Source organism: Nocardioides sp. NBC_00850, assembly GCF_045207335.1.
Lineage (GTDB): Bacteria > Actinomycetota > Actinomycetes > Propionibacteriales > Nocardioidaceae > Nocardioides.
This window is the reverse complement of record NZ_CP108845.1, coordinates 3175576-3200703: the sequence shown is the minus strand read 5'-3', so window position 1 is coordinate 3200703 and position 25128 is coordinate 3175576. Positions and strand designations below refer to the sequence as shown.

The following is a 25128-nucleotide window of genomic DNA, read 5'->3' as shown; positions in this document are numbered from 1 at the left end:
GGCCCCGCATGTTGGAGGAACACAGTGAACGACTCGGCCCTACTCTCGGTCGGCCTCCCCATCGCCTTGGCCATCATCATGTTCGGGCTGGGCCTGAGCCTGACCCCGGGAGACTTCCGCCGGGTCGTACGCACTCCGCGAGCCGTCTTCGTCGCGCTCACGCTCCAGATCGTGGTTCTGCCGATGATCGCGTTCGGACTCGTCGTGGTCGCGGACTTGGATCCGCTGGTCGCTGTCGGGGTGATGCTGCTGGCCGCCTCGCCGGGCGGGACCACGGCGAATCTGTTCAGCCATCTGTTCCGAGGCGACGTCGCGCTCAATGTGACGCTGACGGCGGTCAACTCGGTGCTCGCGGCGGTCTCGATCCCATTGATCACCAACGCCGCGATCAGCTATTTCGACGCCGGCGACACCCTGGGGCTGCAGTTCGGCAAGGTCCTCCAGGTCATCGCGATCGTGCTGGTTCCGGTCGGCATCGGGATGCTGGTGCGGAGCCGGTCAGCGACGTTCGCCGCACGGGCGGATCGTCCGGTACGGATCTTCTCGATCGTCGTACTGGTCATGGTCTCGGTCGGCGCGATCCTCGGGGAGCGGGAGAACATCGCCGACTACCTCCGCGAGGTCGGCGTGGTCGTGACGCTGTTCTGCTGCGCGAGCCTCTGCCTCGGCTACCTCGGCGCTCGAGTGTTCAAGCTCGGTCAGGCGCAGGCGATCGCCACCTCGATGGAGGTCGGGATCCACAACACCACCGTGGCCCTCACCATCGCGCTCAGCGTGCTCGACAACACCACCGTCGCAATCCCGGCCGCGGTCTACAGCATCGTGATGTACGTCCTCGCCACCGCCTTCGGCTTCCTCATCACCCGGTCGCGAGTGGCGCGGCCCGCCGCGCCGCACGACGTCACCACCTGACCCCCGCATCGCATCCTCGACATCGCCTCGGCGCGGGAACGAGTACCAGGCTCCGACCGCGCCGAGGGCGAGCAGGAACAGGCAGACCAGCGTGAAGGCCGCGTTGACCGCATCGACACCGTCGGCCGGGACTTTGGCAGCGAGCACCGCCTCACCGAGCCCGGGCGGCAGGATCGCGGTGAGGAGCGTGAGGGCGACGGCGAGGCTGAGGACGTTGCCGGTGTTCTGCAGCATCAGCCGCGTCGCGTTGACGACACCCAGCGCGTCCTCGGGTGCGCGCTCCAGGAGGACGGTGGCATTGGTCCCGATGAACAGGCCGGTCGCCAGGCCGACGATCGCGAGCGTCCCCATCACCATCCAGGTCAGCTCGAGATGGATGGCGAGCGCCACCAGGGCGACGCCACACGTCCCCACCACCGATCCTCCGGACATGATCTGATGCGGCGTCCAGCGGCGCGAGAGCCAACCGAGGGTCAGTGAGGCACTGATCATTCCGACCGGCATCGGCAGCAGCATCATCCCCGCCGTCCCCGGGGCGACGCCGACGACGCTCTGGAAGTAGAGGCTGGCCAGCACGATCAGCGGGAACCTTCCGGCGCCCGTGAAGAAGCCCGCGAGGAAGAGCTTCCCGACGCGGCGCATGACGGCGATGTCGAGCACCGGCGCCGTCGCCCGCCGTTCGACGAACAGCAGGACCGGGACCAGGACGACCGCTCCGAGGACGCATCCGATCACCACGGGATGCAGCCACCCGAGGTCGGTCAGCGACGTGATCCCGAGGGTCAGCATGACCACGCCGACCATGATCACCAGGTTGCCGGGGAGGTCGAGTCCGCCGGCGCGCTTGACCACCACGGGGCGCGGCAGCAGCACGTGTCCCGCCACCAGGGCGATCAGGCAGACCGGCACGTTGAACCAGAACACCCACTGCCAGCCGACGTGGTCGACGATCAGCCCGCCGACCGTCGGCCCGACCAGGTTGGCGGTGGGGAACGAGGCGGCGTACAGGCCCATCGCGCCTCCGAGGGAGGAGCGCGGGAAGGCCTGATGGATGAGGGTGGCGCCGTTGCCGATGAGCACCGCGCCGCCGATGGCGGCGACCACCCGGAGCCCGATGAGCACCTCGACGTTCGGAGCGAAGCCGGCCAGCAGGCTCGCCAGCGAGAAGAGGACCAGCCCGCCCAGATAGAGACTCCGCTGTCCCCAGACGTCACTGAGGCGGCCGAAGAGGAGCAGGCAGGCGGTGTTGGCGACCATGTAGGAGAGCAGGAGCCAGCTGCCCTCGGCCGAGCTCACCTCGAACTCACGGCTCAGCGTCGGCAGCGCGACGTTGAGAGAGCTCGCGTTGAGCGCCATCACCGCGCTGACCAGGCAGACCACGATCAGGGTGGAACGCGCAGCGCCCGTCACTTCGGTGGGTTCGGACTCGCTCATTCCACCTCCTGCGCCGCGCGAGACGGCGCCACCTGCGTCGTACGCCACGGCACGACCCTGCGCCGAACGGGTGTCGCGAGAAGAAAGTCCGATATCCGGATTGTGACCCTTGACACACTCGTTTGGCGACCCAATGATGAATCTCATCCTAGAGCGTGATTCTAGATTGAGCCACCAACATCGGCGACCGACAGCCGGTCGCGGACACGAACGGGAGGGTCCGATATGAGAGCACCAACTGGGTCCGCGAATGAGCCACTTCTGCGTATCGAGGACCTCCACGTGGAGTTTCGGACCGGGGGCGGCACGGTCGAGGCGCTCAACGCCGTCGACCTCTGGATCGATGCGGGCGAGACCGTCGCCGTCGTCGGTGAGTCCGGCTCCGGCAAGAGCGTCACGGCGCTCGCCGTGCTCGGCCTGCTGGGCAACGGGCGGGTCAGCGGCGGCCGGATCACCTGGGACGGCAGGGACATCACCGGAGCCGACAACCACGACATGCGCGCCGTGCGGGGCAAGGACATCTCGGTGATCTTCCAGGACCCGATGACCTCCCTCGATCCCCTCTTCACGATCGGGCACCAGCTCGTCGAGGCCTACCGGATCCACCACGACGTCTCGAAGCGGAAGGCACGCGAGCGCGCGGTCGAACTGCTGGACCTTGTCGGCATCCCCGAGCCCGAGACCAAGTTCAAGGCGTACCCCCACCAGCTCTCGGGCGGTCAGCGGCAGCGGGTCATGATCGCCGGCGCACTGGCCTGCGACCCGCGCCTGCTCATCGCCGACGAGCCGACCACCGCCCTCGACGTCACCGTCGAGGCCCAGGTCCTGGCGCTGATCCGCGATCTCCAGGACCGGACCGGGGTCGGGCTGATGCTGATCACCCACGACATGGGTGTGGTCGCCGAGATGGCCGACCGGGTGGTCGTCTTCTACGCCGGGCAGGTCGTCGAGACCGGCACTGCCGACGAGATCCTCGACCGACCGCAGCACCCCTACACCCAGGCGCTGCTCGATGCGATCCCGCGACGCGACACCCCGCGCGATCAGGAGATGCCGGCGATCCCTGGCGCCGTGCCTGCCCTCAACGAGATGCCCAGCGGCTGCCGCTTCGTCACCCGCTGCTCCGAGGCCGGCCCCGAGTGCGATGCGCCCCAGCCGCTGCGCGACGTCGTCGGCCGACAGGTCCGCTGCTGGCGTCCGGACGAGGAGCGCGATGCCCTCGCGCCGATGGCGGAGGTGGCCCGATGATCGTCCCCGGCGCCGCTCCCCTCGTCGAAGCGCACGGTCTCGTCAAGCACTTCGGCGACGGCAAGGGCCTGTTCACCCCGAACCGCCCACCCGTACGCGCCGTCGACGGCGTCTCCCTGACCATCAAGCGCGGCGAGACCCTCGGTCTGGTCGGAGAGTCGGGCTCCGGCAAGTCGACGCTCGGGCGGTTGATCCTCCGGCTGATCGAGCCGACCAGCGGCTCGGTCACCTTCGACGGTCAAGACATCGCCACGCTCTCGAAGAGCAGGCTCACGCAGCTCCGCAAGCGGATGCAGCTCGTCTTCCAGGATCCGTTCAGCTCGTTCAACCCCCGAATGACCATCGCGCAGGTGCTGACCGAGCCGATGGTGGTCCACGGCATGGGTGACAGGGCAGGCCGGATCAACCGCGCCAAGGAGCTGCTCGACCTGGTCGGTCTCCCGTCGTTCGCGCTGGAGCGCTACCCCCACCAGTTCTCCGGCGGCCAGGCGCAGCGCATCGGAATCGCTCGAGCGCTCGCCACCGACCCCGACCTCATCGTCTGCGACGAGGCGGTCAGCGCACTCGACGTCTCCGTCCAGGCGCAGGTGCTCAACCTGCTCAAGGAGGTCCAGCGCGAGCTCGGGCTCTCCTATCTCTTCATCGCGCACGACCTCAACGTGGTGCGCTACATCTCCGACCGCGTCTGCGTGATGTACCTCGGCAAGCTCGCCGAGGTGGCCCACGCCGATGACATCAGCGAGCGGCCGAGACATCCCTACTCACAGGCCCTGATGGCGTCGATCCCCTCCCCCGACGCCCACCACCAGCTGCGTACGCCACTCGCCGGCGAGATCCCCAGCCCGCGTCGGCCCCCGTCAGGCTGCCGGTTCCACCCACGCTGCAGCCAGAGCGTCGACGGCTGCGACCGCGACGAGCCGGAGCTGCTGACCATCGGCAGCTCGAGCGACGCACGCAGCGTCGCCTGCCACCTCTTCGACCCCACTTCCGCGAGGTGATCGCATGCTTCTCTACGCCGGACGACGCCTGACCTACGGCCTGCTCGTGCTCGCCCTCGTCGCCACTCTGGTCTTCCTCATCATCCGACTGATCCCCGGCGACGCCGTCCGGCTCCAGCTGGCCGACGCCCCCGGCGTCACCCAGGCCCAGATCGACCAGCGCACCGCCGAGCTCGGCCTGGACGAGCCGATCCTGACCCAGTTCGGCCACTTCGTGGGCGGGCTGGTCCAAGGCGACCTGGGCGACTCGTTCGACGACGAGCGGCCCGTCACGACCAAGATCCTCGAGCGCCTTCCCGCCACCCTCGAGCTCGGTCTGCTGGCCATCCTCTTCGGGATCCTGCTCGGGGTGCCGTTCGGCATGCTCTCGGCGATCCGCCATCACAGCGTCGTCGACAACATCATGCGCTTCCTGGCGGTCATCGGCATGTCGCTGCCGAACTTCTGGCTGGCGCTCCTCCTGATCACCTTCCTGGCTCTCTGGTTCGGCTGGTCCCCACCACTGGTGTACGCCTCCCCCACCGAGGATCTCGGCCAGAACCTCGTCCACATGGCCCTCCCGGCGATCGCCCTGGGTGCCGCGACCATGGCCAGCATCGCCCGGATGCTGCGGTCCTCGCTGCTGGAGGTGCTCGGCTCCAACTTCATCCGCACGATCCGCTCCCGCGGCGCCTCCGAGCGCGTGGTCGTGCTCAAGCACGCCGGCCGCAGCTCGCTGATCCCGGTCTTCACCGTGCTCGGCCTGCAGGTCGGTCACATCCTGGGCGGCACCGTCATCCTCGAACGGATCTTCGCCATCCCGGGGATGGGATCGCTGATCTTCGAGGCGGTCGGGCAGCGCGACTACCCGGTCATCCTCGGCTGCGTCATCTTCTACGGCGCCATCTTCATCCTCGTCAACGTCGTGGTCGACCTGCTCTACGCGGTCATCGACCCGCGGATCCGTTACGAAGGAGCCTCCGCATGAGCATCGCCATCTCCGGAACCGCGCGCGCGGCCCGCCGACCACGATCCCGCAGCGGTCTGGTCCGGTTCACCAGGGAGCAGCCCCTCGGCGCCATCGCGCTGTTCCTGATCACGCTCTTCGTCGTGGTCGCCGTCCTGGCGCCCTGGATCGCCCCGTACGACCCGCTCGCCCAGGACCGGGTCAACATCCTGACCGCTCCGGGGGTCGGCGGCCACCTCGCCGGCACCGACGAGCTCGGCCGGGACGTCTTGAGCCGGTCGCTCTACGGGGCCCGGACCTCCCTGCTGATCGCGGTCGCCACGCTCGCTCTCGGCGGTGCGATCGGCCTGATCGTCGGTGTCGTGTCGGGCTACTTCGGTGGCACCTGGATCGACTCCGTGCTGCAGCGCATCATGGACGCGCTGATGGCGATCCCCTCCATCGTGCTGCTGCTGTTCGTGGCCGCCCTGCTCGGCCCGAGCGTACGCAACACCGTGATCGCCCTCAGCCTGCTGGTGATCCCGTCGATCAACCGCGTCGCCCGCGGCGAGATGCTCCGCATCCGCGAGGAGCCGTACCTCGAGGCCGCCCGCTCGGTCGGCTGCGGCACCCCGAGGATCCTGCTCCGCTATGGCCTGCCCAACCTGATGGCCCCGCTCTTCGTGATGGGCTCGCTGCTCTTCGCGGTCATCCTCATCGCCGAGTCCGCGCTCAGCTTCCTGGGCATCGGCACCCCGCCACCGACACCCTCGTGGGGCCGGATGCTGAGCGAAGGCCGCAGCCAGCTCGAGATCGCCCCGTGGATGACCGTCGTTCCCGGCCTGATCCTCTCCGTGTCCGTCCTGGCGTTCAACCTGCTCGGCGACGCCATGCGCGACTTCCTCGACCCCAAACAGCGCCGCTAGCCCCATCCCACCCAAGGAGTCCGTGATGTCCCACCCCATGCTTCGCCTCACGAGATCACAGGTCCGGACAGCCGGTGCGGTCGCGGCCGCTGCCTGCCTCGCCCTGACCGCCGCCTGCGGAACGGGCGGAACCGCCGCTGGGAAAGGCAAGATCGTCGAGGACGCCGGACCGCCCCAGGACGGCGGCATCCTGCACACCGCGGCCACCGCCGACGCGCCTTCGCTGGACATCCACAAGGAGGCGTCCTACATGACCCACGTCGCCGTCGGAACGGTCTACAGCCGGCTGGTCGCACCGAAGACCGGCAAGGACGTCGAGTACGGCTCGAGCGAGCTCGAGGGCGACCTCGCCGAGGAGTGGTCGAAGTCGGAGGACCTGAAGACCTGGACCTTCAACCTCCGCCAGGGCGTCAAGTTCCATGACAAGCCGCCGGTCGACGGGCGCGAGTTCACTTCGGCCGACGTCAAGTGCACGGTCGACCGGATCAAGACCCTGCCCGGCCACCAGCTCGGCCTGGTCGCCGGCGTCACCAAGGTGGCGACCCCGGACCCCTACACCGTGGTCTTCACGCTCGGGTCGGCGAACACCGCCTTCGACCAGACCATGGCCAACCCGTTCATGGCGATCCTCCCCTGCGAGGGCACCAAGGGCGAGTTCAACCTGGCCGAGGAGGCGATCGGCACCGGCCCATTCGTGCTGAAGAGCTGGAATCGCGACCAGGAGCGGGTGATGGAGAAGAACCCCGACTACTTCATCGAGGGTCTTCCCCACCTCGACGGCATCCAGACCACCGTGCTCCCCGACGCGCAGGCGCAGATCGCCGCGCTGCGCAGCGGCAAGCTCGACATGATCTCCTCGCTCTCCACCGAGAAGCGCCAGGTCGACCAGCTCCTCAGCCAGATCGACGGGCTGCAGCTGCGTACGGAGAAGGGGATCACCCAGACCCGGGTCTTCATGAACGCCCAGAAGGGGCCGTTCAGCAAGCTCGAGGTCCGCCGCGCGGTCGCCCACGCGATCGACAAGGAGGGGATGATCAAGGCTCTGCGCTCGGGCGGGTCGCTCACCGGTCCCATCTCGCCGACCCTCTTCGGGGCGCTGCCCCAGGACGAGGTCGACGGGCTGCTGGAGTACGACCCCGAGAAGGCCAAGAAGCTCCTGGCCGACGCCGGCTACCCCAACGGCTTCTCGGCAGACCTGGTCGCCACCGACGGCTACGGCGAGACCATCCTGCGCGAGGCACAGTGGGTCCAGGAGGACCTGGCCAAGATCGGCATCAAGCTGACCATCGACCAGCAGGACTACGCCACCTACGTCAGCTCGACCTGGCCGGAGACCAAGTACGACATCATGTACGGCCTGCAGACCCCGATGCTGACGGCCGACGAGTACCTCACCTCGGAGTACACCAGCACCGGCACCCGCAACTGGTCGAAGGTCGACGACCCGGAGCTCGACAAGATGGTCGCCGCCCAGCGAGTCATCACCGACGAGGCGCAGCGGGAGAAGGCGCTGCAGGACATCGAGCGCTACATCATGGAGAACATCTCCACCCCGCTGCCGCTGTACGCCTACGACACCCAGACGCTGTACTCGGGCAAGGTCCACGACTACCACCCGCACCCGGACTACAGCTCCCGCGAGCTCCAGAACGTCTGGATGGAGCAGGAGTGAGCAGCGGCCCTCCCGTCCAGAACGAGTACCGTCGGGACGACTCCTGCCGCATCGACGCGATCTGGGACGTCGGCGGGGCACCGCCGCGACCTGAGCAGCCGGTGGAGGTCACCGATGGCGTCCATCTGCTGCTCGCGCCGAACGCCAACCACTGGACGTACGAGGGCACCAACACCTGGATCGTCATCGGGGAGCGGCGGGCCGTCGTCATCGACCCCGGCCCGACCGACCCCGACCACCTGGACCGGATCGACGAGGTGGTGCGCGGGGCCGGCGCCCGCGTCGAGACGATCCTCCTCAGCCACCATCACGGCGACCACTCCCAGGCCGCTCATGCGGTGGCCGAACGCTGGCAGGCGGCGATCAGGCCACGGGTCCAGCACGGGACCATCCCGGACGGGACCCGGATCGACCTGGGCCGGCGCACCGAGATCCGCACCCTCACCACTCCCGGTCACACCTCTGACGGGGTGAGCTTCTCGCTGGGCGACCGCCGCGTGATGCTCACCGGGGACACCGTGCTGGCCCGGTTCAACCCCTACATCTCGCACCCCGACGGCACCATCGCGGACATGCTCGGCTCGATGGCCCGGATAGCCGGCCTGGTCGACGACGACTGGATCCTGCTGCCGGGACACGGGCCGGCGGTACGCGAGCCCACCACCTACCTGCGGGCGCGGATCGCCGACAGGCAGCGCCGGATCGACCAGGTCGCCGGCCTGCTGGCCGATGGCGTCGCCCGCGATCAGGTGACCGACCACGTCTACGCCAAGGTCGACGACCAGCGTCGTCCGGCCGCCCGGGCCTCGGTCGAGGCCATCCTCCATTACCTCGACACTCGCGCCCTCGGGAAGCGGGAGAAAGGCAGCACCGTATGAGTATGACTACCTCGGAGGTGTCCCCGCAGGCGCGGTTCGCGCCGCGGGCCACCCCGGAGACCCAGCCCTACTGGGACGCCACCGCGGCCGGCAGGCTCGACCTGCCGAGGTGCCGCCCCTGCGACCAGGTCTTCTTCTACCCCCGCTCCTCGTGCCCACGGTGCGGCTCCACCGACCTCGAGTGGGTCACCTGCTCCGGCAAGGGCCGGCTGCACACGTACGTCGTCTCCCACCGTCCCGCGCCAGGCTTCTCGGTGCCGACCGTGATCGCCGTGGTCGAGCTCGACGAGGGCCCACGGATGATGACCAACCTGGTCGAGGCCGACCCGGACGCGCTCGAGCTCGACATGCCGGTGGAGGTGCGCTTCGAGCAGCGCACCGGCGTCGCCGTGCCCGTCTTCGCCCCGGCGAAGGAGAACGCCCGATGAGCCGCGACATCGTCATCATGGGTGCCGCCGAGACAGACATCGGCAAGCTGCCCACCACCTCGACCCTCGAGCTGCACGTCGAGGGCGCCCGTCGGGCCCTCGCGGACGCGAACCTGACCAAGGACCAGGTCGACGGCATCGCCTCGGTCTCGATCCCCGGCCCGATCCAGGTCGCCCACAGCCTGGGGATCACCCCGACATATGTCGACGGCACCGGCGTCGGCGGCTCCTCGTTCCTCTTCCACGTACGTCACGCGACGGCGGCGATCAAGGCGGGCTACGCCGACGTGGTGCTGGTGACCCACGGCGAGTCCGGCCGGTCCCGGGTAGGCGCGCCGATGCATCCGCGCGCCAACGACTCGGTGATGGCGCAGTTCGAGATGCCGTACGGGATCACCGGACCGCCGACCAGCTTCACCGTGCCTGCCCGACGGTTCCTGCACGAGACCGACAACACCCTCGAGCACCTCGCCGAGGTCGCGGTCGCCCAGCGGCGCTGGGCCTCCCGCAACCCTCGCGCCATGTTCCGGGAGGAGGTCAGCGTCGACGACGTCCTCGGCGCCAAGATGATCGCCGACCCGTTCACCCTGCTGATGTGCTGCCTGGTGACCGACGGTGGTGGCGCGCTGGTCGTCGCCTCCCGCGAGTTCGCCGAGGCGCACGGGAGCGACAAGCCGCTGGTCCACATCCTCGGCACCGGCGAGGCGGCCACCACGCCGCTGATCTCGCAGATGGAGGACATGACCCGCTGCAAGCAGTTCACGCTGTCCAGCCAGGCGGCGTTCAAGGAGTCGGGCACGTCCCCCTCCGACATCGACCACCTGATGATCTACGACGCCTTCGCGCACGTCCCGCTCTACGGCTTGGAGGACATGGGCTTCGTCGGCCGCGGGGAGTCGGGGGCGTTCGTCGCCGACGGGCACACCTCCCCCGGCGGACGACTGCCCATGAACACCAACGGCGGCGGCCTGTCCTACACCCACACCGGCATGTACGGGATGTTCGCGATCCAGGAGTCCGTACGCCAGCTGCGCGGCGAGGCCGCCGCGCAGGTCGACGGGGTCGGCACCAGCCTGGTGCTCGGCAACGGCGGCATGTTCATGAGCGCGGCGACCCTGATCCTCGCCAACCAGCGCTGACCCCACCACCCGAAGGAGCAGACCCATGGCAAGCACCGACCGACAGGTCGTCATCATCACAGGCGCCGGCCGCGGCCTCGGCCGCGCGCACGCCCTCGAGTTCGCACGCCGCGGCGCGGCGGTCGTGGTCAACGACCTCGGCGCCGGCCTCGACGGCACCGGCAAGGCCGACGACCCCGCGCAGCAGGTCGTCGAGGAGGTACGCGCCCTCGGCGGCGAGGCGATCGCCAACGGCAGCGACATCAGCGATCCCGAGGGCGCCCAGAAGCTGTTCCAGGACGCCCTCAACGAGTGGGGCAGGGTCGACGTACTGGTCAACAACGCCGGGATCCTGCGCGACCGGATGCTGGTCAACATGTCCATCGACGAGTGGGACGCGGTCATCAAGGTCCACCTGCGTGGCACCTTCGCGCCGATGAGCGTGGCCGCCCAGCACTGGCGCGAGCTCTCCAAGCAGGGCGAGGACGTGGACGCCCGGATCATCAACACCACCTCCTCCTCCGGGATCTACGGCAACCCGGGGCAGCTCAACTACGGCGCCGCCAAGGCTGGCATCGCGGCGATGACCGTGATCGCCGCCCAGGAGCTTCGCCGCTACGGCATCACCGTCAACGCGATCGCTCCGGCGGCGCTGACCCGGATGACCGAGAACCTCAACCCCAACCGGCCTCAGGTGGCCGAGGGTGAGTGGAACCCGGGCGCACCGGAGAACGTCTCCCCCGTGGTCGCCTGGCTGGCCTCGAAGTCCGCGCGCGAGGTGACCGGTCGCGTCTTCAACGTACGCGGCGGGCACGTGAGCGTGGCCGAGGGCTGGGTCGCCGGACCGACCGAGGAGAAGGACGGCCCTTGGACCGTCGAGGAGCTCGATGTGGTGCTGCCCAGCATGATCGCGGAGGCACGGGCGAACTCGCTCACCAGCGGAAGGACCCCGGAGGCATGAGTCTGGACCAGTCCGTCATCGGCGTACGCTCCGATCCCGAGGAGCGGTCCTGGACCAGTGCCGAGACACTGCTGTACGCCCTCGGTGTCGGCGCCGGCCACGACGACCCGCTGACCGACCTGAGCTACACCAGTGAGCACGGCGACGACGCCTGCCCGGAGCAGAAGGTGCTGCCCACGTTCGGGGTGATGGTCACCTGGGGCGCCAGGCGCGGCGGACGGAGGATGGGCGACTTCAACCCGGCCATGCTGGTCCATGCCGAACAGGAGGTCGTCCTGCACCGGCCCCTGACCGCGGAAGGGACCGTCTCACTGACGTCCCAGGTGACCGGCATGTACGACAAGGGCTCGGGAGCCCTGGTCGCGAGCGAGGCCGAGGCGGTCGACCCGGCGACGGGCGAACCCGTCGTGACCACGCGCAGCTCCGTGTTCATCCGGGGCGAGGGCGGGTTCGGCGGCGACCCCGGGCCCAGGGTCGCCTCGCCGATCCCCGACCGCGATCCCGACGAGCTGGTGACGATGCCGACCTGGCCCGGCCAGGCCCTGCTCTACCGGCTCAGCGGCGACCGCAACCCGCTGCACTCGGACTCGCGCTTCGCCGCGCGGGGCGGCTTCGAGCGCCCGATCCTGCACGGGCTGTGCACCTACGGGGTCACCGGCAGAGCGCTGATCCGCACGATCAGTGGAGGCGACGGGGATGCGATGGCCTCGATGGCCGGCCGGTTCTCCTCGCCGGTCCTTCCCGGCGAGGCCCTGCGGGTCGCGATGTGGCGGGTCGACGAGGTGACGACCGCCTTCCGGACCAGGAAGGAGGACGGCACCGTGGTCATCGACCGCGGGCTGGCCACATGGCGCTGATCCTCCGCCGCTCCCCGAGAGCTACTCGGCCACCTGAGCCGCGGGCTCGGCGACCTCCCCGACGAACAGCCGCTGGGCCAACGCGATCGCGTGCCGAGACACCCGCCGCGCCTGGCGCTTGGTCTCGCACGCGGCCGTCATCCGGGCCGCCTCACCGATGAGTGCGGTCAGGATCGCGCCGAGCAGCTGGTTCTCGTCGCTGACGCCCAGGCCGAGCACCTGCAGGTTGCGGCGGATCCACTCGATGTTGCGGCGGCGGCGCATCATCTCGAACCCCGGCGGGCCGTCGCCGGCGTAGAAGACGGGCAGCAGCTCGCGGTCCTCCCAGACCGCGTCGAGGTAGGCCAGGGCACCTGCCTCGAACTGGTCGAGCGGCGCCTCGACGCCGCTCTTGCGCGCCTTCGCGACGCTGGCGGCCGCCGCCGCGGCCAGCCTGTCGACGTACTCCTCCCACAGGGCGAGGTAGAGCTGCTCCTTGCCACCGAAGTGGTGGTAGACGCTCCCGACGCTGGAGCCGGCACGGGCGACGACGTCGGAGACGCTGGCCACCGCGTAGCCCTTCTCCGCGAAGACCTCGCGCGAGGCGTCCAAGAGCTGACGGCGCGTCTCCTCGGTCTTCGCCCAGCGACGCCCTCCCGGGCGCTGCGATTCGACCTCTAGGGCCATCGTTCACTCCTCGTCGTGGTGCCGGGATCTTCTCACAATATGCGCAATTCCTCTTGACGACGAACCGCTACTGCGTGACGCTTCTCATAGTCCATTCTAGAAAACGATTCTAGAAACTCACTCTAACCGAAGGAGCGGGCAATGATCGACTTCGCGCTGGGAGAAGAGCATCGAGCAGTCAAGGAGGCCGTGCGCCAGTTCGTCACCAAGGAGGTGATGCCACTGGAGGACCAGGTCCTCCTCAACGAGCGCAACGGCCGTCCTGCGCTCGAGCCGGGACAGCTCAAGGACCTGCAGGCCAAGGCCCGCAAGTACGGCTACTGGGGCATCAACACCCCGGAGGAGTACGGCGGCATGGCCGCGGGAGCCGTGATGTCCGCGATCATCGCGGGCGAGGCCGGCCGCACCTTCGTGCCGTTCCGCTTCGGCGGTAGCGCGGACAACATCCTCTACGCCGGCACCGAGGCGCAGAAGCAGGAGTACCTCATCCCGACCATCGAGGGCGAGCGCCGCAGCTGCTTCGCGATCACCGAGCCCGGCGCCGGCTCCGACGCCCGCAGCATCCGGTCCAGGGCGGTCCGTGACGGCGACGACTGGGTGATCAACGGCGAGAAGGTCTTCATCACCAACGGCAACGAGGCCGACTTCGTGATGGTCTTCGCCGTCACGGACCCGGAAAAGGGCGCCGACGGCGGCGTCACCTGCTTCCTGGTCGACCGGGCGATGGGCTGGGAGTCCACGCCGATCCCGACCATGGGCGAATGGGGTCCGGCGGCGCTGAGCTTCCAGGACGTACGCGTCCCGAACGACCACATCCTCGGTGAGGAGGGCAAGGGCTTCGAGCTGGCGATGCAGTGGATCGGCAACGGTCGCTTCATGATCCCGGCCGGGGCCATCGGCGCCGCGGAGCGGATGCTCGAGATGGCCATCGAGCACGCCAACAACCGTCACTCGATGGGGCAGGCGATCGCCAACTACCAGTTCATCCAGGGCCACATCGCCGACAGCGCCGTCGAGCTGGAGGCCGCCCGCTGGCTGACCCTGCACGCCGCCTGGCAGGTCGAGAACAAGATGGACGCCCGTCACACCTCCTCCATCGCGAAGCTGTACGGCACCAACATGGCCAACCGCGTCGTCGACCGCGTCCTCCAGATCCACGGCGGGATGGGCTACACCAAGGAGCTCCCGCTGGAGCGCTGGTACCGCGAGCTGCGCCTGCTCCGCATCTTCGAGGGCACCGACGAGATCCAGCGCCGTACCATCGCCCGAAACCTCCTCAAGGGCAACGTCAAGGTGGGAGCGTCGTTGGCATGAGCGAGCGCAAGCGAGCGAACATCGGATACTTCATGGCGCCGCGTCCGTATTCTGGCGCCTGCGCTACGGAGGTGGCGCCATGAGCACCCTCGACGCCGACCGGCTGCAGGAGTTCTTCCGCCCGAAGTCGGTCGCCCTGGTGGGGGCGACCGACAAGTCGGGCTGGTCACTGAGCACCTACAACAACCTTCTCCAGCACGGCTTCTCCGGTGACGTGCACCTGGTGAACCCCAAGACGCCTGTCGTCCACGGTGTCGAGACCCACCGCAGCCTCTCCGCCATCCCGGGACCGGTCGACCTCGTCTACGTCATGACGCCGATCGAGGTCGTACCGCTGGTCCTCGAGGAGGGCGCTGCCCGCGGCATCCGGAACTACGTCATCCTCACCGCCGGCTACGGCGAGGTCGGTGAGGAGGGCGCGGTCCGCGAGCAGGAGGTCGCCGACCTCGCCCGCAGGCACGACCTGACCGTCCTCGGCCCCAACGGCAACGGGTTCATCAACGCGGCAGACTCGATCACGCCGTACGGGCTGCCGATTCCCCCGCCGCTCCTGGGCGGGTCCGTCGGGGTCGTGCTGCAGAGCGGTGCGCTGGCCAGCAACGTGCTGGCCTTCGCCCAGGCCCGCAACATCGGGATCTCGCTCCTGGTCTCGATGGGCAACGAGACCGCGATGTCGGTGACCGACGTGATGAACGCGCTGGTCGAGGCGCCGAACACCAAGGTGATCGCGCTCTTCCTGGAGAGCATCCGGCACCCGGAGGAGTTCGCCGAGATCGCCCGGCGGGCGCTGGCGGCGGGCAAGCCGATCGTGGCTCTCAAGATCGGCCGCAGCGTCAAGGCATCCCGGACCGCCCAGGCCCACACGGGTGCGTTGGTGGGCGACGACAAGACCGTCGACGCCGCCTTCCGTCAGCTCGGCGTGATCCGCGTGGGCTCGTTGGAGGACCTGATGGTCACCGCCGGCATGCTCGCCGAGACCGGCCCGCTCCCGGGCAACCGGATCGGCGTCGTCACCCCCTCGGGCGGCGCCTCCGAGATCATCTCCGACCGTGCCGAGGACGAGGGGCTCGAGCTCCCGGAGTTCGCCGAGGCGACCACGACAGCCCTCCGGGAGGTACTCCCGCCCTTCGCCACGCCGAACAACCCGCTCGACGTCACCGGCTACGTGCTGCTCGACCGCCAGCTCATGTCGAAGGCGCTCGACGTCGTCGCCGCCGATCCTGGTGTCGACGTCATCATGCTGCTGCAGGACATGCCCCGGACGACACCCGACTTCGACCTCGCGGTGGAGACCTACCGGCACACGGCCGGGGTGATCCGCTCCTCACCGAAGCCGGTGGTGATCGTGGGCAACGTCCTGATCGACGTGAGCGAGACCGGGCGGGCCCTTCGGGAGGCGGCCGGCTACCCGCAGATCGCGGGTGGCATCGAGCACGGGATGACGGCGTTGGGCAACGCGGTCCGCTGGTCGCAGACCTACCGGCGCCATCAGGGCGGCGCGGATGCACCCGTCGCGGTCGAGGTGACGGTCGCGGACGGGCTGCCACCACGCGCCGGGACGTGGACCGAGCGTCATGCGTCCGCGTTCCTGGCCGCCAACGGCATCCCGATGGTGCCGTCCCGGGTGGCCACCTCCCCCGACGAGGCCGCGCGCCACGCCGAGGAGGTCGGCTTCCCGGTGGTGCTGAAGGCGGCTGCCGACGACCTGGAGCACAAGAGCGACCTCGGTGGCGTGGAGCTCGGCCTGAACGACGCGGAGTCGGTGCGCACCGCGGCAGCGCGGATCGCCGGCTCGCTCGCGAAGGCGGGCCACGACGGCACCACGACCGTCGTCCAGCCGATGCGATCGGGCGGCACGGAGCTGCTCGTCGGTGTCGTCCGCGACCCGTCGTGGGGTCTCACGCTGGCGGTCGCGATGGGCGGCGTCTGGGTCGAGATCCTCGGCGACTCCCAGCTACGCCTGCTACCGGTCTCGGAGGCCGAGGCTCGGCAGGCGGTCGAGTCGCTGCGCAGCGCCGCCGTTCTCCGGGGCGCCCGTGGCCAGGCTCCGGTCGACCTGGACGCGCTCGCCGGCGTGGTGGCCAGGATCGGCGCGATCGCCGTGGCTCTCGGCGACGAGCTCGAGTCGCTCGAGGTCAACCCGCTGCTGGTCTCCGGAGACCGGATCGAGGCGCTCGACGCGCTCATCACCTGGCGGAGCTGACCAGCTCACGAGGCCCGGGGCGCGGACAGCGCCCCGGGCCGGAGTGGCCTCGCGCCGACCGGTCCCGGCGTCAGCTAGATTGCCGTCACCGCAAGCCCGAGGAGGAGCTCAGATGACCGCACCACTGGCACGTACGGCACAGATGATGGCGCTCGCGTTCATGACCATGGTCGTGGGCCTGGGGGTCATCGTTGCGCTCAGCATCCCCGACGCCGACCTGCAGCTGCCCTCGGCGTACGTCATCGGCGGGCAGGTCGCGGCCGGCGTCGTCATGGCCGTGCTGTGCTCGGCGATCGGCTTCCGCGCCGCTCCGGTCACGCCCGGGACCCCGCCGGAGAAGGCAACCAGCGAGGGTCTGCAGAAGCACCAGACGTCGGTGATCCTGCGGCTCGTCCTCAGTGAGGTCGTCGCGCTCGTCTCCCTCGCCCTGGCCTTCGTCCTCACCGAGGGACAGCTGATGACGTACGTCATCGGTGGCGCTATCTCGCTGGCGCTGATGGCCTACTTCGCCTACCCGTCGGCGCGCAACATCCGCAAGGTGGAGGCCAGCCTCGACAGCGCTGGTGCGCCGTCGAGGCTGGCAGAGGCGTTCGGCGTGGGTGACGGTCCGTCCAGCACCCACAAGGTGCTCTAGACCGTCAGGTCGATCCCCTCGGCGGCGAGCGCCTCGCGGTAGGCCTCGACGTTGCGCATCTTCACGTTCTCATAGCCGCGCACCATGTCCGGGAGCTCCGCGAGGTGGACTGCCCGGGCGTAGGACTCCTCGGTGAGGTCAGCGGCGAGGCCGGTGACCAGCGCGGAGTAGTGCGCGAGGAGGGCCCGCTCGGTGCGGCGTACGTGGGCCTGACCGAACGGGTCGAGGAACGTGCCGCGGAGGAACTTCATGGTCGCCAGCAGGCGGAGCATGAAGTGGGTGCGCGGCCCGAAGGTCATCTTGCGGCCCTTCAGGAACGCCCCGAACACCGGCGGCGAGAGCTTGAAGCTGATCCTGCCCTGCACCTCGGCACGGACACCGTCCAGGGCGGCCGGAGCGGTGAGCAGCCGGGCGACCTCGTACTCGTCCTTGTAGGCGGTGAGCTTGAACAGGTAGCGGGCGACCGCCTCGGAGAAGCGGGTGTCCTCGGTGACCGCGCGCTCGGCGTTCCAGATCCGGTCGACGGTCTCGACGTAGTCACGGGCGATCGCCTGGTTCTGGAAGGCGACGAGCTTCGGGGCGCGGACCTCGGCGAGGCGGCGTACCTCGCCGTCGAACGTCGCGGCGTCCAGAGCCGGCACGGCGATCTCCTCGACAGGAGCGGTAGCGGTGCCGGTGACCTTGGCGAACTCCTCCGGCGCGGCGACCGAGGCGCGGCCCCAGCGGAAGGCGGCAACGTTGGCGCTGACAGCGACACCGTTGATGCCGATGGCCTCCTCGATCGCCTCGGCGGGGATCGGCAGGGCGCCGGTCTGGTACGCGGCGCCGACCAGCAGGAAGTTGGCCGCGGCGGTGTTGCCGAAGAGGGTCTCCGCCGCCGCCAGCGCGTCGAAGGCACGCAGCGAGGACGTCGCGCTGTTCACACGGGTGAGCAGCTCGTCGTCGGCCGGGTAGGCGATGTCCTTGTCATAGACCATCGGCCCGGTCGGCGTCTTGCTGGTCGACACGACCGCGCGGGTGCGCGCCGGGTCACCGTAGGCGAGGTTCTTGCCCTCGGCCAGGGTGAGCAGGTCGAAGCCGAGCAGCGCGTCGGCCGACCCCGGGGTGACCCGGTTGGAGGGGTCGATCGCGCCCGGGCCGAACCGCAGGTGCGCCGTCACCGGGCCCGCCTTCTGGCTCATCCCGACCTGGTCGAGCGACTCCACGCCGAAGCCGGCGCGCAGCGCGGCGGTCGCGAGCACCTGGTTGACCGTGACGATGCCGGTGCCGCCGATGCCGGCCATGAAGACGCCGTACGTCCGCTCCAGCTCGCCGTAGCCCGGGTCGGCCACCGTCGGCGGCTCGGGGGTCGACTTCTTCGCCTTCTTGACGGTCGGGTCGGTCTCGACGGCCATGAAGGAGGGGCACTCCCCCTCGACGCAGGTGTAGTCGGTGTTGCACGAGGTCTGGTCGATGCGGGTCTTGCGGCCCAGCTCGGTCTCGACCGGCTGCACGGAGAGGCAGTTGGACTTCACGCCGCAGTCGCCGCAGCCCTCGCACACGGCCTCGTTGATCACGATCTTGGTGTTGCGGGCCTCGATGGTGCCCCGCTTGCGCTGACGCCGGGCGTCGGCGGCGCAGTGCTGGTCGTAGATCAGGACGGTCACGCCCTCGACCTCACGCAGCTCCCGCTGGGCGTCGTCGAGGCGGTCGCGGTGCCAGAGACGTACGCCTGCGGGGAAGTGGGCGCGGCGGTAGCGCTTCGGCTCGTCGGCGACGACGATGATCGCCTTGACGCCCTCGTTCATCAGCTTGTGGGTCAGCTGCGCCATCGCGACCTCGCCCTGCCGCTTCTGGGCACCGGTCATCGCGACGACGTCGTTGTGGAGCAGCTTGTAGGTGATGTTGACCCCGGCCGCGACGCACGCCTGGATGGCGAGCTGCGCGGAGTGGAAGAAGGTGCCGTCACCGACGTTCTGGAACGTGTGGCCGGCGTGGCTGTAGGGCGCCTGCCCGATCCACTGCGAGCCCTCGCCGCCCATCTGGGTGATGCCGACGACCGCGCTGTCCTCGCGCTGGGATGCGGTGACCAGGGTGTGGCAGCCGATGCCGCCGCCGCCCAGCGAGCCGTCGGGCAGCGCGGTGGAGCGGTTGTGCGGGCAGCCGCTGCAGAAGTAGGGGGTGCGCGAGGTCGAGAGCAGCGGCAGGTCGATCCGGGCGGGCCCGGCGGCCTTCAGCTGGGCGTGGCCCTTCAGCGCACGACGCAGCGGCGCGAGCAGGCGGCCGGCGGTCAGCTCGCCGTCGAGCGGGACCAGCGGGACACCGTTGCGGTCCTTCTTGCCGATGATGACGGGAGCGGAGGGCGCGCCGTAGAGGATCTCGCGGATGCCCTGCTCGATGAAGGAGGTCTTGTCCTCGACGACGATGATCTCCTCGAGCCCGTCGGCGAACTCCGAGACGATGGTCGGCTCGACCGGCCACATCATGCCCAGGCGCAGCACTCGGATCCCGGCGGCCATCAGGTCGTCGTGGCCGAGGCCGAGGTCCTTCAGACCCTGGCGCATCGAGTCGTAGCACGAGCCGGAGGCGACGATGCCGACCTTGGCGTTCGGTGCCTTGACCTCGATCCGGTTGAGCCGGTTCTCGGCGGCGTACGCCTTCACGACGCCCATCCGGGGGCCGTAGAGCTTCGCCTCGGCGCCGACGATCCGGTCGGGGAAGAGCTCGATCTTGGTCGGCTCGTAGGTGTAGGGGACGCCCTCCCACTGGGTCTTGGGCGTGACCGGGTCGAGGACGCCGATCTCCGGGTTGACCACCCAGGCGCCGTCAGCGACGTCGGCGACGATCTTGAGCGCGACGACACAGCCCGAGGCGCGGGAGAGGGCGATGCCCTCCATGCCGTACTCGACGATCTCGGAGGCGTTGCGCGGGAACAGCACCGGGATGCCGAGCGAGGCCAGGGTGCGCTCGCTGACCGCGGGCACGGTGGACGACTTGGCGGCCGGGTCGTCGCCGACCAGCATCAGCATCCCGCCGGTGGGGTGGGCGCCGTACATGTTGGCGTGACGCATCGCGTCGAGCGCGCGGTCGACACCGGGACCCTTGCCGTACCAGACGCCGGTCACGCCGTCGTAGCGCTCGGTGTCGAGGGTGACCGCGGACTGCGAACCCCACACCGCGGTGGCGGCGAGCTCCTCGTTGAGGCCGGGGACCACGGTGATGTCGGCGTCGGCCATCTCCTTCGGCAGACCCAGCAGCAGCTGGTCCAGACCGCCGAGAGGGCTGCCCGGGTAGCCGGAGATGAAGGTGCCGGTCCGCAGGCCGCGGCGCTGGTCAAGGGCCCGCTGCTCCACGAGCATCCGCGCGATCGCCTGGATCCCGGTGAGCAACACCGGGCCGGCTCCGACTCGATAGCGGTCTGCCAGGTCATAGGCCTCGAACGAGGTCCCGGGCTCGAACACTGCGGTCATAGGGGTGACTCCTCAATCTGCCGGGCGGCGCTGGTGGTCCGTCTGGAGTGTTTGCCGGGACGGTCGGGTGAGGCTGTCCCGAGGAACCACCCGCAGGGTGTGCAGGTGGTCTGAGTCACATCATCATGGATGGAGGCAGCGCTGTGCCAATCCCTGGGGCGCAATCACCAGGCGACGCTGAGGTACTGCGTCTCGAGGTACTCCTCCAGCCCGGCCCGCGCACCCTCGCGCCCGATGCCGCTCTGCTTGACCCCACCGAACGGCGCCGACGGGTCAGAGACCAAGCCACGGTTGACCCCCACCATCCCGGCGTCGATCCGCTCGGCGACGTGCAGCGCCTCGTCCAGCTCGCCGAAGACGTACGCCGCCAGGCCGAACTCGGTGTCGTTGACGGAGGCCAGCAACTCCTCGGTGTCGTTCCAGACCACGATCGGGGCCACCGGCCCGAAGATCTCCTCGCGCAGCAGCGGCGAGTCGGCCGGTACGCCGGTCAGGACCGTGGGCGCGTAGAAGTAGCCCTCCGAGGCGGGGACCTCGGCGCGGTGGGCGATCACGGCGCCCGCGGCCACGGCGGCGTCGACGAGGCCGGTGACGGTGGCGTACGCCTTCGCGGAGATGAGCGGGCCGATGTCGCTGCCCTGCTCGGCGGGGCCGACGCGGAGCGCCTCCACGGCGGCACCGAGGCGGGCGGTGAACTCCTCGGCGACGTCGGCGTGGACGTAGAGCCGGTTGGCCGCGGTGCAGGCCTGTCCCCCGTTGCGGAACTTGGCGACCATCGCGCCCTCGACCGCTGCTTCGACGTCCGCCGAGGCGGTCACCACGAACGGCGCGTTGCCGCCGAGCTCCATCGAGGTGTTCACGACCCGGTCGGCAGCCTGGCGAAGCAGGATGCGGCCGACGCCGGTCGAGCCGGTGAAGGAGATCTTGCGGACGCGTGCGTCGGCGAGCCAGGTGCTGACGATGGCGGGAGCGTCCAGGCCGGGAACGACGTTGACGACGCCGTCCGGCACGCCGGCCTCGGCGATCAGCCGGGCGACCGCGAGCGCCGTCAGGGGCGTCTCGGCGGCGGGCTTGAGCACGACCGTGCAGCCGGCCGCGAGCGCCGGGGCGATCTTGCGGGTGGCCATCGCTGCCGGGAAGTTCCACGGCGTCACGAGGGCGGCCACGCCCACCGGCTTGTGGGTGACGATGGTGCGGGTGCCGCCTGCCGGCGAGGAACCGAAGTCGCCGTGCGGACGCACGGCCTCCTCGGCGTACCAGCGGAAGAACTCGGCGGCGTAGACGACCTCGCCGCGAGCGTCGGCGAGGGACTTGCCGTTCTCGAGCGCGATCAGGGCGGCGAGCTCGTCGGCGTCGCGCAGCATCAGGTCGCGTACGCGGCTGAGCAGGTCGCTGCGGGTCCGCGGCGGCAGCGCCGACCATGCGGGCAGCGCCTCTGCGGCCGCGTCGACAGCCGCGGTCGCGTCCTCGGTGGTGCCGTCGGCGACGTCGGCGACGAGCTCGCGGGTGGCAGGGTTCTCGACCGCGAAGACGCCGGCGGTGCCCGGACGCCACCGCCCGCCGACGAGGACCCCGCTGCCGGGCTCGAGGGCGTCGAGGTAGCTGGGCTGGGTGTTCATGGGCTGGGTGCTCGCGGTCACTTGGTCTCCTCCAGTGCGGTCGTGAGTACGTCCAGGGCCTCGTCGAGCAGCTCGTCGGAGATGCTCAGCGGGGGCAGGAAGCGGATGACGTTGCCCCAGGTGCCACAGGTCAGGGTGATGACACCCTGGCTGTGAGCGTAGGCGGCGACGGCCTTGGCCACGGCGCCGTCCGGGTCGCCGGTCGCCGGGTCGACGAACTCGGCGGCGATCATCGCGCCCCGGCCGCGTACGTCACCGATGCGCGGGTCGCTCGCCTGCAGGTCACGGAGCCGGCCGAGGAGTCGCTCCTCGATCGCACGGGCCCGGGTGAGCAGGTCCTCGGCCTCGATGGTCTCGATCACGGCCAGCGCGGCGGCACAGGCGAGCGGGTTGCCGCCGTAGGTGCCGCCCAGACCGCCGGGGTGGACGGCGTCCATGACGTCGGCGCGGCCGGTCACCGCGGAGAGCGGCAGGCCACCGGCGATGCCCTTGGCGCTGACCACCAGGTCCGGGACGACGTCGTCGTGCTCGACGGCGAACCAGGTGCCGGTGCGGCCGAAGCCGGACTGCACCTCGTCGGCCACGAAGATCACGTCGTTGGCGCGGCACCACTCCGCCAGCGCGGAGAGGAAGCCCGGCGCCGGGACGATGAAGCCGCCCTCGCCCTGCACCGGCTCGATCACGACGGCGGCGAGGTTCTCGGCGCCGACCTGCGTCTCGATGAGGGAGGTCGCCCGGGCCGCGGCCAGCTTGCCGTCGATCTCGGCGGCGTCGCGGAACGGGTAGGACATCGGCGCGCGGTAGACCTCACCGGCGAACGGCCCGAAGCCGTGCTTGTAGGGCATGTTCTTCGCGGTCATCGCCATGGTGAGGTTGGTGCGCCCGTGGTAGGCGTGGTCGAAGACCACGACCGCGTCCTTGCCGGTGAACGAGCGGGCGATCTTGACCGCGTTCTCGACGGCCTCGGAGCCGGAGTTGAACAGCGCGGTGCGCTTCTCGTGGTCGCCGGGGGTGAGCCGGGCGAGCTGCTCGGCGACGGCCACGTAGCCCTCGTAGGGAGTGACCATGAAGCAGGTGTGGGTGAAGGCCGCCACCTGGTCGGCGACCGCGTCGACCACCCTCGCGGCGCTGGAGCCGACGGTGGTCACCGCGATGCCGGAGCCGAGGTCGATGAAGCGGTTGCCGTCGACGTCCTCGACGATCCCGCCGGCCGCGCGCGCGGCGAAGACGGGCATGGTCGTGGCCACGCCCTGGCTCACGGCCGCTACCTTGCGGGCCATGAGCTCCTGGGAGCGCGGACCGGGAAGCGGCGTACGCAGGAGACGGGACTGTTCGAGGGTCGAGGGCTCGGTCATGGGTTCAGCATGAGCCTCGGCAACACATGTCGTCCAAGACCTTTTGACTACTACAATCATGTCTCGTGAGCATGGATCTGCGGTTACTGCGCTACTTCGTCGCCACTGCGGACGCGGGCTCCGCGACGCGCGCCGCCGAGGTCCTGCACGTGACCCAGCCGGTGCTGTCGCGGCAGCTGCGCCAGCTCGAGACGAACCTGGGTGTTCCGCTGTTCGCGAGAGAGGGACGGCGGCTGCGTCTGACCCGGACGGCCGAGGATCTCCTCCCCCGTGCCCGGGACCTGCTCGCGCACGCCGACGACCTCGAGCGCGCGGTCGAGGTGCTCGCCTCAGGCCGGCTCGACGAGCTCCATCTCGCCGTGCCCTCCACGACGCTCACCGACGTGCTCGCGCCGTTCTTGGCGACACTCGGGCCCGACGACCCGGTCGCGATGGTCCGCGAGCTCGACCCGCGCGGCGCGGTCGCGGCCGTCCGCGCCGGCGCCGACCTGGCGATCGTCACCCGGCCGCCGGCCCGGTCCCTGGCCTCGCGTGCGCTCGCCGTGCTGCCGGTGTGGGCCTATGTCCGGCCTGACGACCCGTGGGCGGAGCGGGGGTCCGTGGACGTACGCGATCTGGTGGCGCGACCGCTCGTGCTCCTCACCGAGGATCTGCGGCCGCGACCGCTCCTGGACGCAGCGGTCGAGGACGCCGCCGTGGGCTACGGCGACGTCCTCGAGGTGTCCAACGCCCAGGTCGCGCAGGCGCTCGCGGCCTCGGGCCGCGGGATCGCGGTCGTCTCCGACGACCCGCGCTTCGGCCTCGTGCCCCTGCACATCGAGGCACCGGCGGGGCGGGTCCGGATCAGGCTGTACGCCGCTTGGGACCCGCAGCATCACGCCGCCGAGGCCCTCGCGGCCCTGGCCGAGCGGCTCTCGGCGTTCTGCGTCGAGCGCTACGGCGCCGAGGTCGCCGTCCGCTGAGATGACATCGACGTCAGGGCGGCCAGGATCCGCTCGGTGACCTCGTCGACCGTGCCGAGGCCGTCGACCCTCGAGAGCAAGTCGCGCTCGGCGTAGCTGTCGGCGAGCGGGCCGGTCTCGGCGGCGTACACCTCCAGCCGGCGGCGAATGACCGACTCGGTGTCGTCGGCGCGGCCCTGCTCCTCGGACCGGGCCAGGAGCCGGCTCACCAGCTCGTCGGGGTCCGCATCGAGCAGCACCACCGCGTCGAGCCCGACGCCGGTGAGCTCCAGGAGCGAGTCGAGCTCGACGACCTGCTGCGGGGTGCGCGGATAGCCGTCGAGGAGGAACCCGCCGGCGCAGTCACGCTCGGCGAGGCGGGCGGCGACCATGGCGTTGGTGATCTCGTCCGGGACGTACTCACCCGCATCCATGTACGTCTGTGCCGCCACGCCCAGCGCGGTCTGCTGGGTGACGTTCGCCCGGAAGATGTCGCCGGTCGAGATCGCCGGCACGGCGAAGCGCTCGGCGATGACGGCGGCCTGAGTGCCCTTGCCGGCACCGGGCGGTCCCATGAGGAGGAGGCGCAT

At 70.0% G+C, this 25128-nt stretch carries 20 protein-coding genes and 1 pseudogene; 15 read left to right on the top strand and 6 right to left on the bottom strand.

What is annotated here, in order from left to right; translation table 11 throughout:
- Window positions 1-78: 78 nt before the first annotated feature.
- Window positions 79-912: a bile acid:sodium symporter family protein gene (locus OH802_RS15525; RefSeq protein ID WP_406029307.1), complete on the top strand. Its 834-nt coding sequence runs from the start codon at window positions 79-81 to the stop codon at window positions 910-912.
- Between the two features lie 267 nt (window positions 913-1179).
- Here OH802_RS15525 and OH802_RS15520 read toward each other — a convergent pair.
- Window positions 1180-2268 (bottom strand): annotated as a pseudogene (locus OH802_RS15520) (MFS transporter); the annotation flags it as partial.
- A 360-nt stretch (window positions 2269-2628) separates the two neighbouring features.
- On the opposite strand from OH802_RS15520, the gene OH802_RS15515 reads away from it, so the two are divergent.
- From OH802_RS15515 to OH802_RS15470, 10 genes are read left to right on the top strand one after another with little or no spacing between them, the layout of a single operon-like run.
- Complete coding sequence (locus tag OH802_RS15515) at window positions 2629-3594, top strand: ABC transporter ATP-binding protein (protein ID WP_406019855.1); 966 nt, start codon at window positions 2629-2631, stop codon at window positions 3592-3594.
- Window positions 3591-4592, top strand: a complete 1002-nt coding sequence (locus OH802_RS15510; RefSeq protein ID WP_406019852.1) for an ABC transporter ATP-binding protein — start codon at window positions 3591-3593, stop codon at window positions 4590-4592. Before OH802_RS15515 ends, OH802_RS15510 begins: the two co-directional genes overlap by 4 nt.
- A 4-nt stretch (window positions 4593-4596) precedes the next feature.
- Window positions 4597-5559: an ABC transporter permease gene (locus OH802_RS15505; RefSeq protein ID WP_406019850.1), complete on the top strand. Its 963-nt coding sequence runs from the start codon at window positions 4597-4599 to the stop codon at window positions 5557-5559.
- Window positions 5556-6443 (top strand): ABC transporter permease, encoded by an 888-nt coding sequence (locus tag OH802_RS15500; protein ID WP_406019848.1) that lies wholly within the window; start codon window positions 5556-5558, stop codon window positions 6441-6443. The genes OH802_RS15505 and OH802_RS15500 overlap by 4 nt, the downstream gene beginning before the upstream one ends.
- A 25-nt stretch (window positions 6444-6468) precedes the next feature.
- The gene (locus tag OH802_RS15495; protein ID WP_406019847.1) at window positions 6469-8115 is read left to right on the top strand and encodes an ABC transporter substrate-binding protein; all 1647 of its coding nucleotides are present in this window, start codon (window positions 6469-6471) and stop codon (window positions 8113-8115) included.
- Window positions 8112-8993 (top strand): MBL fold metallo-hydrolase, encoded by an 882-nt coding sequence (locus OH802_RS15490; RefSeq protein ID WP_406019845.1) that lies wholly within the window; start codon window positions 8112-8114, stop codon window positions 8991-8993. The genes OH802_RS15495 and OH802_RS15490 overlap by 4 nt, the downstream gene beginning before the upstream one ends.
- A 2-nt stretch (window positions 8994-8995) precedes the next feature.
- Complete coding sequence (locus OH802_RS15485) at window positions 8996-9421, top strand: Zn-ribbon domain-containing OB-fold protein (RefSeq protein ID WP_406019843.1); 426 nt, start codon at window positions 8996-8998, stop codon at window positions 9419-9421.
- Window positions 9418-10560 (top strand): thiolase C-terminal domain-containing protein, encoded by a 1143-nt coding sequence (locus OH802_RS15480; protein WP_406019841.1) that lies wholly within the window; start codon window positions 9418-9420, stop codon window positions 10558-10560. The genes OH802_RS15485 and OH802_RS15480 overlap by 4 nt, the downstream gene beginning before the upstream one ends.
- Before the next feature lie 25 nt (window positions 10561-10585).
- Window positions 10586-11500: an SDR family oxidoreductase gene (locus tag OH802_RS15475; protein WP_406019839.1), complete on the top strand. Its 915-nt coding sequence runs from the start codon at window positions 10586-10588 to the stop codon at window positions 11498-11500.
- Window positions 11497-12357, top strand: coding sequence for a MaoC/PaaZ C-terminal domain-containing protein (locus tag OH802_RS15470; protein WP_406019837.1), 861 nt, complete (start codon window positions 11497-11499; stop codon window positions 12355-12357). Before OH802_RS15475 ends, OH802_RS15470 begins: the two co-directional genes overlap by 4 nt.
- Window positions 12358-12378: 21 nt before the next feature.
- Here the strand turns inward: OH802_RS15470 and OH802_RS15465 are convergent, their stop codons facing one another.
- Window positions 12379-13023, bottom strand: coding sequence for a TetR/AcrR family transcriptional regulator (locus OH802_RS15465; protein WP_406019835.1), 645 nt, complete (start codon window positions 13021-13023; stop codon window positions 12379-12381).
- A gap of 141 nt (window positions 13024-13164) precedes the next feature.
- On the opposite strand from OH802_RS15465, the gene OH802_RS15460 reads away from it, so the two are divergent.
- The 3 genes from OH802_RS15460 to OH802_RS15450 all read left to right on the top strand — a co-directional run bounded on the left by OH802_RS15460 (window position 13165) and on the right by OH802_RS15450 (window position 17174).
- Entirely contained in the window at window positions 13165-14337 is a 1173-nt protein-coding gene (locus tag OH802_RS15460) for an acyl-CoA dehydrogenase family protein (RefSeq protein WP_355225165.1), read from the top strand.
- Between the two features lie 79 nt (window positions 14338-14416).
- On the top strand, window positions 14417-16540 hold the full coding sequence (locus tag OH802_RS15455) for an acetate--CoA ligase family protein (protein ID WP_406019833.1): 2124 nt from the start codon (window positions 14417-14419) through the stop codon (window positions 16538-16540).
- Between the two features lie 112 nt (window positions 16541-16652).
- Entirely contained in the window at window positions 16653-17174 is a 522-nt protein-coding gene (locus OH802_RS15450; RefSeq protein ID WP_406019831.1) for a hypothetical protein, read from the top strand.
- Here OH802_RS15450 and OH802_RS15445 read toward each other — a convergent pair.
- The 3 genes from OH802_RS15445 to gabT form a co-directional block, all read right to left on the bottom strand.
- Window positions 17171-20623: an indolepyruvate ferredoxin oxidoreductase family protein gene (locus OH802_RS15445; protein WP_406019830.1), complete on the bottom strand. Its 3453-nt coding sequence runs from the start codon at window positions 20621-20623 to the stop codon at window positions 17171-17173. The genes OH802_RS15450 and OH802_RS15445 overlap by 4 nt on opposite strands.
- Before the next feature lie 164 nt (window positions 20624-20787).
- Window positions 20788-22263, bottom strand: coding sequence for an NAD-dependent succinate-semialdehyde dehydrogenase (locus OH802_RS15440; RefSeq protein ID WP_406019828.1), 1476 nt, complete (start codon window positions 22261-22263; stop codon window positions 20788-20790).
- On the bottom strand, window positions 22260-23597 hold the full coding sequence (gene gabT, locus OH802_RS15435) for a 4-aminobutyrate--2-oxoglutarate transaminase (protein ID WP_406019826.1): 1338 nt from the start codon (window positions 23595-23597) through the stop codon (window positions 22260-22262). The genes OH802_RS15440 and gabT overlap by 4 nt, the downstream gene beginning before the upstream one ends.
- Before the next feature lie 71 nt (window positions 23598-23668).
- On the opposite strand from gabT, the gene OH802_RS15430 reads away from it, so the two are divergent.
- Window positions 23669-24559 carry a LysR family transcriptional regulator gene (locus tag OH802_RS15430; protein ID WP_406029305.1) on the top strand — a complete coding sequence of 297 codons (891 nt, stop codon included), beginning with the start codon at window positions 23669-23671 and terminating at the stop codon, window positions 24557-24559.
- Here the strand turns inward: OH802_RS15430 and OH802_RS15425 are convergent.
- Window positions 24532-25128 (bottom strand): adenylate kinase, encoded by a 597-nt coding sequence (locus OH802_RS15425; protein ID WP_406019824.1) that lies wholly within the window; start codon window positions 25126-25128, stop codon window positions 24532-24534. The genes OH802_RS15430 and OH802_RS15425 overlap by 28 nt on opposite strands.